Origin of the sequence: Pilimelia anulata (genome assembly GCF_014647895.1) — a bacterium.
GTDB lineage: Bacteria > Actinomycetota > Actinomycetes > Mycobacteriales > Micromonosporaceae > Pilimelia > Pilimelia anulata.
This window is the reverse complement of record NZ_BMQB01000005.1, coordinates 215,579-228,250: the sequence shown is the minus strand read 5'-3', so window position 1 is coordinate 228,250 and position 12,672 is coordinate 215,579. Positions and strand designations below refer to the sequence as shown.

Annotated in this window: 12 protein-coding genes; 5 read left to right on the top strand and 7 right to left on the bottom strand. The window is 77.5% G+C overall.

The genetic code is table 11. The annotated features are described in order from the left end of the window. Positions 1 to 79 precede the first annotated feature (79 nt). Positions 80 to 1,273, top strand: coding sequence for a S8 family serine peptidase (locus IEY94_RS13315; protein WP_189170463.1), 1,194 nt, complete (start codon positions 80 to 82; stop codon positions 1,271 to 1,273). A 134-nt stretch (positions 1,274 to 1,407) separates the two neighbouring features. Here IEY94_RS13315 and IEY94_RS13310 read toward each other — a convergent pair whose 3' ends face one another. From IEY94_RS13310 to eccB, 3 genes are all read right to left on the bottom strand, one after another. Further along, complete coding sequence (locus tag IEY94_RS13310) at positions 1,408 to 1,698, bottom strand: WXG100 family type VII secretion target (protein WP_189170462.1); 291 nt, start codon at positions 1,696 to 1,698, stop codon at positions 1,408 to 1,410. Between the two features lie 8 nt (positions 1,699 to 1,706). After that, positions 1,707 to 2,024, bottom strand: a complete 318-nt coding sequence (locus tag IEY94_RS13305) for a WXG100 family type VII secretion target (RefSeq protein WP_189170461.1) — start codon at positions 2,022 to 2,024, stop codon at positions 1,707 to 1,709. Positions 2,025 to 2,251: 227 nt separating this feature from the next. Next, on the bottom strand, positions 2,252 to 3,601 hold the full coding sequence (eccB, locus tag IEY94_RS13300; RefSeq protein ID WP_189170460.1) for a type VII secretion protein EccB: 1,350 nt from the start codon (positions 3,599 to 3,601) through the stop codon (positions 2,252 to 2,254). A gap of 126 nt (positions 3,602 to 3,727) precedes the next feature. Between eccB and IEY94_RS13295 the strand changes: the two genes are divergently transcribed. From IEY94_RS13295 to rarD, 3 genes are all read left to right on the top strand, one after another. Beyond that, complete coding sequence (locus tag IEY94_RS13295) at positions 3,728 to 5,422, top strand: type VII secretion protein EccE (protein WP_189170459.1); 1,695 nt, start codon at positions 3,728 to 3,730, stop codon at positions 5,420 to 5,422. Between the two features lie 90 nt (positions 5,423 to 5,512). Beyond that, positions 5,513 to 5,896: a phage holin family protein gene (locus tag IEY94_RS13290; RefSeq protein ID WP_189170458.1), complete on the top strand. Its 384-nt coding sequence runs from the start codon at positions 5,513 to 5,515 to the stop codon at positions 5,894 to 5,896. A 75-nt stretch (positions 5,897 to 5,971) separates the two neighbouring features. Further along, the gene (gene rarD / locus IEY94_RS13285; protein ID WP_189170457.1) at positions 5,972 to 6,889 is read left to right on the top strand and encodes an EamA family transporter RarD; all 918 of its coding nucleotides are present in this window, start codon (positions 5,972 to 5,974) and stop codon (positions 6,887 to 6,889) included. Between the two features lie 67 nt (positions 6,890 to 6,956). On the opposite strand, the gene IEY94_RS13280 is transcribed toward rarD, so the two are convergent. The 3 genes from IEY94_RS13280 to IEY94_RS13270 form a co-directional block, all read right to left on the bottom strand. Continuing rightward, on the bottom strand, positions 6,957 to 7,757 hold the full coding sequence (locus IEY94_RS13280) for a zf-HC2 domain-containing protein (RefSeq protein WP_189170456.1): 801 nt from the start codon (positions 7,755 to 7,757) through the stop codon (positions 6,957 to 6,959). Beyond that, entirely contained in the window at positions 7,754 to 8,299 is a 546-nt protein-coding gene (locus tag IEY94_RS13275; RefSeq protein WP_268244838.1) for a sigma-70 family RNA polymerase sigma factor, read from the bottom strand. The genes IEY94_RS13280 and IEY94_RS13275 overlap by 4 nt, the downstream gene beginning before the upstream one ends. Positions 8,300 to 8,484: 185 nt before the next feature. Next, positions 8,485 to 9,270 (bottom strand): IclR family transcriptional regulator, encoded by a 786-nt coding sequence (locus IEY94_RS13270; protein ID WP_189170454.1) that lies wholly within the window; start codon positions 9,268 to 9,270, stop codon positions 8,485 to 8,487. A 767-nt stretch (positions 9,271 to 10,037) separates the two neighbouring features. Here IEY94_RS13270 and IEY94_RS13265 point away from each other — a divergent pair. Beyond that, a complete protein-coding gene (locus IEY94_RS13265; protein ID WP_189170453.1) occupies positions 10,038 to 11,594 on the top strand; it encodes a LamG domain-containing protein in 1,557 nt (518 codons plus the stop codon). Between the two features lie 12 nt (positions 11,595 to 11,606). Here the strand turns inward: IEY94_RS13265 and IEY94_RS13260 are convergent, their stop codons facing one another. Beyond that, complete coding sequence (locus IEY94_RS13260) at positions 11,607 to 12,593, bottom strand: polyprenyl synthetase family protein (protein ID WP_229783866.1); 987 nt, start codon at positions 12,591 to 12,593, stop codon at positions 11,607 to 11,609. Positions 12,594 to 12,672: the final 79 nt, after the last annotated feature.

The following is a 12,672-nucleotide window of genomic DNA, read 5'->3' as shown; positions in this document are numbered from 1 at the left end:
CGCATCGCCGCCGGGGCGCGAATTCGCCGGTCCGCAGCGACGGCGGTACTGCTAGCACAACGCCGCGGGGAGGTAGACGATGCGGGCTGCGGCCGGGTTCGCGGCTGTCCTCTGCGTGCTCGTCCCGCCGCCCGCGCCGGCCGCCGCGGCCTGCCGCCCCGACCCCGCGCCGCTGACCGGCGCGAATGCGCCGTCGTGGGCGCAGCGGGCGCTGGCGCCGGAGCGGGTCGCGCCGTTCGCGGACGGCACCGGCGTGGTCGTCGCCGTCCTCGACTCCGGGGTGGACCGCCGGCACCCGCAGTTGCGTGACGCGCTGCTCACCGGCGGCGACTTTCTCGGCGGCGGCGCGGGGGCCGGCGACTGCGCCGGGCACGGCACCGGCGTGGCCGGGCTGATCGCGGCCGCGCCGGGCCGCCGGTCGGCGCTGCGCGGGCTGGCGCCCGGCGCCCGGATCCTTCCCGTACGGGTCAGCGAGCGCCGGACCGTCGACGGGCGGCCGACCGGGCGGGCCGCGGCGCCGGCGCGGGTGGCCGCGGCGATCCGGTGGGCGGTCCGCCGGGGCGCGGACGTGCTGAACCTGTCCCTGGCCCTGCCGGTCGACGAGCCGGCCGTACGGTCGGCGATCGCCGCGGCCCGGCGGGCGGACGTGGTCGTGGTCGCCGCCGCCGGCGGGCCGGGCGGGAACTACCCGGCGGCGTACCCGGGCGTGCTCGGGGTCGGCGCGACCGGCCCGACCGGCGAGCGGGACGGCACCGGCCCGGGCGTCGACCTCGTGGCGCCCGGCCGGGACGTGCTGTCGACCTGGCCGGGCGGGTACGCGCGGCTGACCGGGCCGAGCTTCGCCGCGCCGTACGCGGCGGCGACCGCGGCGCTGGTCCGGCAGCGGTGGCCGCGGCTGACCGCGGACGCGGTGGTCGACCGGCTCCTCGCGACGGCCGACCCGGCGCCGGGCGACCCGGCGGCGTACGGGCGCGGCGCGCTGAACCCGTACCGCGCCGTCACCGAGGCCGACCCCGGTCCCGCCGCGCCCGGCGGGCCGGCGACGCTGCCGCCGCACCGGGTCGATCCGGCCGAGGCGGCCCGGGGCCGGTACCGCGGCGGCCGGGCCGACCTGGCCCTCCGCCTCGGCGCGGCCGGCGGCGTGGTCCTGGTGCTGGCCGTGCTGGCGGCCCTCGTCCGCAGCCACTCCCGCGACCGCCGCCGCCCTCCCCGCCGCCGCCCCGGGTACGGCCACCGACCCGAGCCGGGCCATGAACCCGAACAGGGCCAATGAACCGAGCGGGGCAGTGACCCCGAGAACGGCCGCTGACCCCGGGTAGGGCCGGAGGTCCGGGTGGTCAGCGACCCGAGTAGGGCCAGAGGTCCGGGTGGGTCAGCGACCCGGGCAGGGCCGGCGACCGGAAGGGGTCACTCGAAGAGGGCGCGGTTGCGCTGCTCCGTCGCCAGGTAGTCGGCCGCCGACTCGTCCACCGCCAGCCGGATGTCGCGCAGCGTCGCGGCCAGGTCCTCGCTCGCCGTGCGCCAGGCCCGCTGCCGCTCGTCGTACGCCGCCCGGGCCGCGCCCGACCACGTCGCCACCAGCGGCGCCGCGTCGCCCTCCAACTGGCCGAGCAGCGAATCGAGCGTGTTCAGCGCCGCCTGGATGTGCGCCGACGCCTCCTGCAACGCCCCGAACCGGACCTCCAGCACCCCGGACACCCCGCCCCCTACAGCGGCAGCCGGATGCCGCGGTGGCTGCCGGCCACCCGCTCCGCCACCGCGTCGTCGGCCGCCACGTAGCGGGCCCCGGCCGACCGGATCCCCTCCGCGGTCTCGGTCAGGGCCCGGCCCAGCGCGGCCTGGTCGGCCGCCCACGCCTGCTGGACCTGCTGGAACGAGCGCCCGCCGGCCCCGCGCCAGGCGGTCTCCAGGGTCTCCAGCTCGGACATGAGCCGGCGCAGCATGGTCTGCAACGCCTCGTTGACGGACTCGAACCGGTCGGCGGTCGCCGCGAGGACGGCGGCCTCGGCACGGGTGTCGGGCACGGTGGTCACCTCGCTCAGCCAACGGCGGGCGCCCACACCGCCCGCCGGGAGACCCCGACGCTAGCCCGCCGCCCCCGCCGCCGCGGCCCCGTCACCCCGGACTGTCGCCTTCCCGTCACTCCTCTTGCGACCCGCCGCCAACCGCGCTACCGCACCCACGCCACCCCGACCACGCACGAGGCGCAGTGCGGTGCAACCCACCGACCGACCGCGCGCACGCGGCGCGGTCAACTACCCGGCGCCAGGGTCCGGGCCGCCGCGGCCGGGTCCAGCGCCGGACCCGCCGGCAGCAGCGCGACCAGCGCCGCCGGCAGCCGCACCGGGGCCACCCCGCCGTACCCCAGGGCCCGCTGCGCCCGGTCGTCCACCACGGCGTACCGCCGGCCGAGGTCCGTCACCAGCAGCAGCGCGCCGTCCACCCCGGGCGCCGGCGCCGACCGCGCCAGCACCCCGCCGCCCGGCGGCAGCACGACCCGGGACACCCCGCCCGGCCCGGCCGAGACGCCCGCTGCGGGATCGACACCGGGTACCGCCAGCCGTACCTCCGCCGCCCCCCGCTCGTCCGGCACGAGCGCGCACAGCGTCCCCGCGGCGGCAAGCCGCGGCGCGCTGGCCGGCCCCGTACCGGGCGGGCTCAGCGGCGGGCGGCGCGGGGCGGCGGCGTACGCGGCCGGGGTGAGCGGCCGGGGCGCCCCGTCGCCGCGGTCGGCGGCGGCCAGCAGCAGGCTGGCCTGCACCGGCGTCAGCGGCGCGAGGCCGCCGGGCACGGCGACGGCGTACTGGTCGACGCCGCCGGCCCGCCCCGGCACCAGGTACACGTCGCCGACCCGGGCGCCCCGCAGCGCGCGGACCGGGCGCCCGGTGCCCGGCAGCGGCCGGCCGTCGAGGTCCGGGCCGGCGCCGAGCGCGTTGACGAACGCCGCCGGCACCGCCGCCGCCGGGGCGCCGGTCCAGCCGAGCGCGGCCCGGACGGTGTCCGGCCGGAGCAGCCGGTGCCGGCGCTGCTGCCAGACCAGGTACTCGGCGCCGCCCGCGCTGACCAGCACCCCGCCGTCGCCCGCGGGGGTGCCGCCGGCGGGCGGGCGGCCGGCGTACAGCAGGGCCCGCGGGCGGTCGCCGGGCAGCGCGCACACCGCCCACGGGCCGGTGAGCAGTGCCCGCCGGGCGGGCAGCGCGTCGGGCGCGCCGGGAATGCCGACCGGCAGGCCGCGCGGCACGCCGGTCAGGGTCGCCGCGGCGACCCGGCGCGGCGCGGCGCCGTCGCCGAGCAGCAGCGCCGAGCCGAGGTTGGCGACCGGGTACAGCCGGCCGTCGCGGTGCACGTACCGCGCGCCGGTCTCCTTCACCAGCAGGACGGCGTTCGGCGCCCGCCAGTCCCGCTGCCCGCCCCCGGCGACGACGCCGGCGACCGCGGCGACGGCCACGCCGAGCGCGGCGACGAGCAGGCCGGCGAGGACGGCGCCGGCGGCCCGGCGCAGCGGCGAGCGGGCCGGGTCGGGCTCGCGCAGCAGCAGCGCGGCGACGACCCGCCCGACGGCGAACCGGTACGCGTCGAGCTGCTCCTGCCGCGTCGCCATCGCATCCCTCCCCGCCGACAACCTAGCCCCTGCGCCGCCCCCGCCGCGGCCCCGCGGCCCGGCCCGGCCCGCCCGCGCGGCGCCGGCCCGCCCGCCGTCCACATCGGCCCGCCTACGATGACGGCCGTGAGTACGCCGACGGCCGTCCGCCCGGCGCCCGGCCGCCGCCGCGGCATCCGGGTCGGCCAGGTCGTCGCCGCGCAGGCGGCCGTGGTGCTGCCGATCGCGCTGGCGCCGTACGGCATCGGGGCGATCGGCGCCGGGACCGCCGCCGCGGCCGTCGTGATCGGACTGGCCTGGCTGCGGCTGCGGCACCGCTGGCTGTACGAGTGGCTGGCCGTGTGGGCGGAGTACGCGGGCCGCCGGCGCACCGTCCCGCCCGGCCCGGACGTCCCGCTGGCGCTGGCCGCGCCGGGCAGCCGCGTCCTCCCCGCCGAGCTGGACGGCGAGACCGCGGCGGTGCTCGCCGACGGGTACGGCCTGACCGCCGTGCTGGCCGTCGGCGACCCCGGCCGGGTCCTCGGCGCGACCGCGCTGCGGCTGCCGGCCCCGGCGGAGCTGGCCGCGCTGGGCGGCCCGGACGGCCCGGCGCTGCGCGGGCAGGTCGTGCTGGGCTGCGTCCCGGCCGCGGGCGGCGGGCCGGGCGCGGCGGCGTACCGGGAGCTGACCGGCGGCCGGCTGCCCGCCGCGGCCCGGGCGCTGGTCGCGCTGCGCGCGCCGGCCGGCGGCTGGTCCGACGGCGAGCTGCGCCGCGCGCTCTCCTCCGCCGTGCGCAAGCTGCGCCGCCGGCACCCCGAGCTGGCCGCCCGGCCGCTGGGCCCGGAGGCGCTGCGGCAGGCCCTGGCCGAGCTGGCCGGGCACGACCCGCACCGGCCCGGCCGCGAGGGCTGGCGCGAGCTGCGGCTCGGCGGGCTGGTCCAGGCCGGGTACCGGCTGCGCGTCCCGGCCGACCCGGCGCTCGCCGCCCGGCTGCTCGACCGGCTGCCGGCGCTGCCGGCCGCGGCGGTGACCGTCGCGGTGAGCGACGGGGCGCACCTCGCGGTCCGGCTGGCCGCCGCCGACCGGACCGGCCTGGCCGCCGCCGGGCGGGCGCTGGCCGCGCTGGCCACCGCGCACCGGACGTACGCCGTCCGCCGGGACGGCCGGCAGCGGGCGGCGCTCGCGGCGACCCTGCCGCTGGGCGGGGCGCGGCTGCCCGGCGCCGCGCCGGCCCCGGCGGCACTGGCCCCGGCCGTGCCGGCCGCGGGCCTGCTGCTCGGCGCGGACCGCGCCGGCGCGCCCGTGCCGGTCCGGCTGTTCCGGCCGGAGCCGACCCGGCTGCTGCTGGTCGGCGGGGTCGGCGCGGCGCGGCTGCTCGCGCTGCGGGCGCTGGCGGTCGGCGCCCGGGTGGTCGTCCGGACCACCCGGGCCGCCGCGTGGGCGCCGCTGGCCGGGGCGGCCGGGTCGGCGGCGGTGACGGTCGCGCTGCCCGGCGCCCCGCTGCCGGCGCTGCCGCCGGACCCGCTGCACCCGCTGCTGACCGTGATCGACGCCGGCCCGGCCGCGCACGACCTGCCGGCGGACGCCGCCTGGCACGCCCAGGCGATCGTCCGGGACGAGGTCGCGGCCGTGGACAGCGCCACCCTGGCGCTGGCCGACCTGGTCGTGCTCCAGCCGCTGCCGCCGGCCGCCGCGGCGCTCGTCGGGGGCGTCCTCGGCCTGGGTACGGCGGCCGACTGGCTCACCCGCATCCGCCCCGACATGGTCGGCGCGGTCAGCCGGCGCACGCTGCGCTGGGCGGCGCTGGTGCCGACGCCGGCCGAGCGCCGCTTGCTGGATTGACCGCCCGTCGGGTGTGCCGCGACGCGGCCGCGCGCCCCGACCCGCCCCGGGTGCGGGCGCCGCTGGCCCGGCTGTGCCACGATCACGGGCATGGGCCTCGTCATCCGCCTCGGCATCAGCGCCGTCGCGCTGTGGATCGCCACGCTGCTCGTCGGCGGCATCAGCATCACCACGGACTCCGTACCGCAGCAGGTCGGCACCCTGGTCGTCGTCGCGGCGATCTTCGGTGTGGTCAACGCGGTGCTCCGACCGATCATCAAGACGGTCGGCTGCGCGTTCTACCTGCTGACCCTCGGCCTGGTCGCGCTGCTGGTCAACGGCGCGCTGTTCCTGTTCTCCGGCTGGATCGCCGACCGGATCGGGCTGCCGTTCGAGGTGTCCGGCTTCTGGGCCGCCGTACTCGGCGCGCTGATCGTCGGCGTGGTGAGCTGGCTGCTCAACCTGTTCGTGCCGGACGGCGGGGACAGCGACTGACAGGTACGACCCGCAGGCCAGTCCTTACCGATTGGCCGGCGACGGGCGGGCCCGGCCGCGGCTAGCGTCGGCGGCATGGATCCCGACGACACGCGTGGCGGGTACGCCCGGGCCGTCGGCGCGTACGCGGCCTGGGGCGGCTTCCCGCTCTACTTCCACCTGCTCAAGCCCGCCGGCCCGGTCGAGATCCTGGCGCACCGGGTGGTCTGGGCGCTACCGGTCCTGGCCGCCGTCGTCGCGCTCGGCCGGGACCGGCGGGCGCTCGGCGACCTGCTCCGGGCGCCGCGGGCGCTCGGCGGGGTGGCGCTGGCCGCCGCGCTGATCGCCGCCAACTGGGTCCTGTTCGCGTACGGCACGACGACCGGGCAGGTCGTCGAGGTCGCCCTGGGCTACTTCGTCAACCCGCTGGTCACCGTGTTGTTCGGGGTGGTGGCGCTGCGCGAGCGGCTGCGCCGCGCCCAGTGGCTCGCCGTCGGCGTCGCCGCCGCCGCGGTGGCCGTGCTGACCGCCGACTACGGCCGGGTGCCGCTGCTGGCGCTCGGGCTGGCGGTGACGTTCGCCGCGTACGGGCTGGTGAAGAAGCGGCTGATGCTGCCCGCCGCGCCCGGCCTGCTGGTCGAGACGCTGGTGCTGGTCCTGCCCTGCGCCGCGTACCTCGGCTGGCTGCTGTGGCACGGCACCGCCGAGTTCGGCGCCGACCCCGGCCGGACCGCGCTGCTGGCCGCGTCGGGGGCGGCGACCGCGGTACCGCTGCTGCTGTTCGCGGGCGCGGCGAACCGGCTGCCGCTCGTGGTGCTCGGCCCGTTGCAGTACATCGTCCCGGTGCTCCAGCTCGCCGGCGGCGTGCTGATCCTCGGCGAGCCGATGCCGCCGGCCCGGCTGGCCGGGTTCGCGCTGGTCTGGGCGGCGCTGGTGATCCTCACGGTCGACGCCGTCCGGCACGCCCGCCGCCCGGCCCCCGCGACCCGCGCCGCGGTGCCCGCCGGCCGGTGAGCGGCCGGCACCCCCCGCCGCGGGTGCCCCGTAGGGAGCGAACGGGGCACCCGCGGACCGGGGTGGTCTAGCGCGGCACGGCGTACCAGATCAGCTTCTCGCCGGTGTCCGACCGGACGACCTCCAGCCGCTCCAACTGGTCGCCGGAGAACCGGGTCACCCCGTCGAACGCCACCTGCCCGCCCGGCTCGGCGACCCAGGAGCCGACCTGCTCGCGCTGGTCGTTGGGCCCGTACGCGATCAGGCTCACCGTCCACGTCGGCGCGCCGGCGCCGGCGTCGGCGTACCGGCAGTGCATCCGGACGGCCGTGCCGTACCCGTGCCGGGACAGGCCGATCTCCGCCTTCATCGGGATGCTCCGCGACACCGGCACCATCGGCACCAGCCGCGGCGCCGCCCCGGTGGGGATGCCGTTGCGCTGGCCGTTGCCGGTCGCGGCCGGCGTCGGCCCGGCCACCGGCGCGGGCGCGCCGAGCGGCAACAGGGTGGCGAAGCCGACGACCGCCGCGATACCGCTGGCCGCGAGGCCGCCGACGACGTACCGCATCCTCGGGCGGCGCGGCGGTCGCCGGACCGCGGTCGCGGCGGGCCGGGCCAGCGGCCGCGGCGACACCGGCCGGGCCGCGACCGGGGGCAGCGGGTCGACGCTCGCCCGCGGGGCGGGGATCGTCGGCAGGCCCGCGCCGAGCAGCTCCTCGGCCGTCAGCGGGTCCAGCCGGGACAGCAGCCCCGGCAGGACGGCGATCTCGGCGACCGCCTCCCGGCACTCGGGGCAGCCCTCCAGGTGGTGCTCGTACTCGTCCCGCTCGGCCGGCGAAAGGGCCCCGAGGACGTAGGACGCGTCGCTGTGCTCGAACTCGCACCTCATCGCGTCACCCCCATTTCGTCCAATGCCACCTTCAGCGAGCGCAGCGCGTAGTGCGTGCGCGACTTGATCGTGCCGGACGGCACGCCCAGCCGGACGGCGGTCTCAGCCACCGAACGTCCGTGGTAGAAGCATTCCAACAGCACCTCCCGGTGTACCGGGGATAGTCGGCGCAGCGCCTCGGCGATCGTCCACGCCTCGACCGCGCGCTCGGTCTCGTCCACGCCCGCCGGGGGCTCGGGCATCGTGTCGGGGAACACCTCGCCGACCCTGGCGGACTTGCGCCGCCAGCCGTCGATGGCGAGGTTGCGCGCGGTGGTGAACAGCCACGCGCGCACCGACCCGCGCTCGGGGTCCAGCGACTCGGGGTGCCGCCAGGCGCGCAGGTACGTCTCCTGGACCAGGTCCTCGGCGCCCTGCCGGTCGCCGCGGGTGAGCCGGAGCGCGTGCGCGTACAGCGCGTCGCCGTGCTCCACTTGCACCGCCCGCAGGCGTTCGTCGCTGTCGCCGGTCACCGGCGCAGTCCCCTCGCGCTTGGTAGCCACACCCCGGTCCTCCATCGCATCCGCCAGGGAGTACGTGGAGGGTGCCCGTACGGTTCATCAGCCGGACGGCCCACCGCAAGAGATCAACGTTTGCCGATCTTTCCCGGCCGGGGTGGCCGGGAAACCCGGGGCGGGGGCGCGGTCGCCGGCCCGCGGGTGCCGGCGGTCGGCGCCCGCCGGCCGGGTCAGGCGGCGTCGGCGACGATCGCCTCGGTCACCGCGCGCGCGACCGCCTGGAGCCGGGACCGGACGATCCGCGCCGAGGCCATCATGTCGGCGGCCGGCAGCGCGCAGCCGACGGCCAGCCGGCGCTCCAGGTCCCGCTCGGCGGTGACCACCACCGCCGCGGTGGCGACGCCGCCCCGGAACTGCCCGATCTCCATCTGGAGGCCGCGCCGCTCGCCCGCGGACACGTCGGCTTCGAACGCTTCCGGCGTCACGAGCGTGGAGGGGGTGTACGGACGCATCCCCCAGTCCTTCAGGTACCGCAGGCGTTGATCGGAGGTGAGCGTGGCGAGCAGGGCCTTGCCCAGCGCGGTGGCGTGAGCGCCGTCGTCGAAGCCCGGCACGAACTCCTCCAGCCGGGGCGAGCGCACGCCCTCGGCGACGGCGGTGAGCGCGACCCGGCCGCCGACGAAGCGGCCGAGGTAATGGCTGTGGCCGGTGTCGGCGGCGGCGCGGTGCAGCACCTCGCCGACCGCGGACGGGCCGCGGAACGCGACCACCAGTTCGCGGAACCGGTCGGCGATCTCCAGGCCGACCACGTACGTGCCGTCCTCCCGCCGGGAGACGTACCCCTCGTACGCGAGCGTGCGGACGAGGTGGTAGGTGGTGGCGACGGTCAGTTCGCATCGCCGGGCGATCTGCTTGACCGTCAGCCCTCTGGGCGCACGACCGACCGCCTCAAGGACCCGCAGCGCACGGGAGACGCTGCGGATGAGGTCGGAAGGTTCCGCTAGGGGGTCGCGCACAGACCACCTCCGCCGCCGGGGAGCTACACCATATGAAATTGGCTCGCACCATGAAATGCCCGTTCGGATCAATCGAACGGGTGAGTTAGACCACAGGCGAGTGTGGCTAGCGCCACCGGCGGTGTCCAGTGCTCGTTAGGTCATATTTCCCGGTAATGAGTACCGGTCCGATAACAGCGAAGGTCCGGCTACGCCGTAGGTCGCACATGTACTACCGCGAAGGAGACATGTCGGTCACACGCGGTAGCCGACCGGAAAGCGCCTCGTGTCCCGCCCGGGGCCGCCGTGGACGGCCCGACCAGCCGCCACGACCCCCCGTGGCGCCCGCCGCCGGCCCCTGATGCGCCGCGGGAACGCCACTCTGCGTACCGATCAGGCTGACGCTGAGTCGACTCGATCATGGACCGCCACCACCCTCCACTTCGGACTCGTTCGCGATCCACGTATGCACGAAAATCGATGCGCACGCTGCCCCGGGAGGCACCGCCGACACAGCGGCCCCACCGGCCGCCGGGGCCCGCCGACCCCCGGGCGCCCCGTCGGCCCGCGGCGTTTCCGCCGCGTCGCGGACCCGCTCCCGGACCGCGACGGCGCGTAACGATCGGCCCGTACCCGATCGAACCGGACGCCGCATGAATCCGCCGCGAAACCTGTCCCGACATGCCGATTCGCCCGGTTCGCCGGATGTATAACCGGGTGATCGCGCTTCACAATCACCCGAATTCTGCCGATAAGAAAGCGTCAGAGGCGGATACCTCGGAGGTCGGATGACCCACGGTGGCACCCCGCCCGTGGACGGGCACGGGCGGGCGATGATGCCCAGCCGGCGGACAGCGGTCCGCCGGCTGTTCGTGCTGCTCGCCGCCCTGGCCCTGGTCACCTTCGCCGCCGACCCGGTGACCGCCGCGTTCTCCGCCACCACCCGTAACCTTGCCAATTCGCTGGCGATGGGTACCGATTTCAGCTATTACGGCGCCGTCCGGGCCGACTCCCCCACGCTGTACTACCGCGGCGAGGACGCGCAGTCGTCGTCGGCGACGTCCACGATGGCCGACTCCAGCGGCGGCGGCCGCAGCGGCACGTACAACGGGCGCACCGACGGCGCCGCGCCCTGGCTGAAGTTCGACGAGGGCTCCGGCAGCACCGCCGCCGACGCCAGCGGCGCGGCCGCGCCGGCCACCCTGACCGGCGCGAACGCCGGCTGGAACGCCACCGGCCAGTACGGCTCGGCGTTCGCCGTCACCAGCGGCACCGGGTACGCGCTCGGCGCCGCCCGGGTGGCCACCGACACCGACTGGACCGCGATGGCCTGGGTCTACGCGACGGCCGACAACGCGACCATGGCCGCCGTCGCCCAGGTCGGCACCGACAGCAGCGCCTTCATGATCAAGCGGGACGGCGGTGTGGACCGGTTCATGGTCGTCACCACCCGCACCGACGCCGACTCGCCGACCGTCGACCAGGTGGTCGGGACGACCGCGGCGAACCTGAACACCTGGTACCACGTCGCCGCCACGTACGTGGACTCCACCAACACCGTCACCCTGTACGTCGACGCGAGCGGCAACGGCAGCGTCAACACCAAGTCCGCCGACTGGGACGCCACCACCAACGTGGTCGTCGGCCGGTCCAAGTGGGCGTCGGCGCTGGCGGACCAGTGGATCGGCCGGATCGACGACGTCCGGGTCTACCCGCGGGCGCTCAGCGCCGGCGAGATCACCAGCGCCCGGGCCGGCGGCACGACCGTCTCCCCGTCGACCTCCCGGCTGGACGGGGCGCTGTCCGGCAGCGACCAGGCGAGCACGTACGGCGTGGGCTTCACGGCCGCCAACGGCGCGTACTACGGCACGTCGAGCAGCAACCCGAACCCGTTCACGCTGGAGTGCTTCGTCCGGCTCACCGGCACCGCCGGCGGCACCCTGATCGGCTTCTCCGGCTCGACCACGGGCGCCTCGGACGCCAACCACGACCGGGTCCTGTACGTCGACAGCGGCGGCCGGGTCACCTTCGGGGTCAACAACGGCTCGATCAAAACGGTCAGGTCGGCCGGAACCGTCAACGACGGGGCCTGGCACCACGTCGCCGCGAGCCTGGGCGCGTCGGGGATGAAACTGTACGTGGACGGCACGCTGACCGCGACCGACGCGGCCACGACCACGGCGGCCAACTTCACCGGCTACTGGCGGTTCGCCGGCATGAGCCTGACCGGCTTCACGAACCTGCCGACCAGCAACTACCTGATCGGCACGCTGGACGAGGCGGCGGTGTACCCGACGCAGCTCCCCGATGCCGACATCGGCCTGCACTACGTCGCGCGCAACTAGCCCGCGGGACGGTCAGCCCGTGCGGTCGGCGACCAGGTCGCAGAGGGTGGTCAGCGCCGCCCTGGCCGGCCCGTCCGGCAGCGCGGCCAGCGCGGCCCGGGCCCGGTCGGCGTACCCGCGGACGGTCTCCCGGGCCCGCTTCAGCGCCGCCGACTCGCGCAGCAGCTCCAGCGCCTCGGCCAGCAGCGCGTCGTCGGTGATCGGGCCGTCGGCGAGCAGTTCGCGCAGCCGGACCGCGCCCGCGTCGCTGTCGGCCGAGGCCAGCGCGTACAGCACCGGCAGCGTCGGCACACCCTCGCGCAGGTCGGTGCCGGGGGTCTTGCCGGACTCGCCGGCGTCGCTGGCGATGTCCAGCAGGTCGTCGGAGAGCTGGAAGGCCACCCCGATCGTCTCGCCGTACCCGGCCAGCGCCGCCACCTGCGCGGCCGGCAGCCCGCCGAACATCGCCCCGAACCGGGCCGAGGTGGCGATCAGCGAGCCGGTCTTCTCGGCGACCACGTGCAGGTAGTGGGCGACCGGGTCGGCGGCGCGCGGGCCGACCGTCTCGGCGATCTGCCCGTGCACGAGCCGGGAGAACGTCTCGGCCTGGATCCGCACCGCGTCCGGCCCGAGGTCGGCGGCGACCCGGGCGGCCCGGGCGAAGAGGAAGTCGCCGACGAGGATGGCCAGCGAGTTGGACCAGCGGGCGTTGGCGCTGGGGGCGCCGCGGCGCACGGGCGCCTCGTCCATCACGTCGTCGTGGTACAGCGTCGCCAGGTGGGTCAGCTCGACCACCAGCGCCGCGTCGACCACGCCCGGCGCGGCCGGGTCGCCGAAGCTCGCGGCGAGCGCGACCAGCAGCGGCCGGAACCGCTTGCCGCCGGCCGACAGCAGGTGGGCGGCGGCCTCGGCGACGAGCGGGTCGCCGCTGCCGACCTTCTCCCGCAGGGCCACCTCGACGTCGGCGAGCACGGCGGCCACCCGCCGCTCCAGCGCCTCGTCGCCGACGTGCACGCCGATCGCGCCGAGCCGGTTGCGCGCGGCGGCCCCGCGGTCGTCACCGGTGCCGTGGTCGCCGGCGCTGTTGCTACCGCGGTGG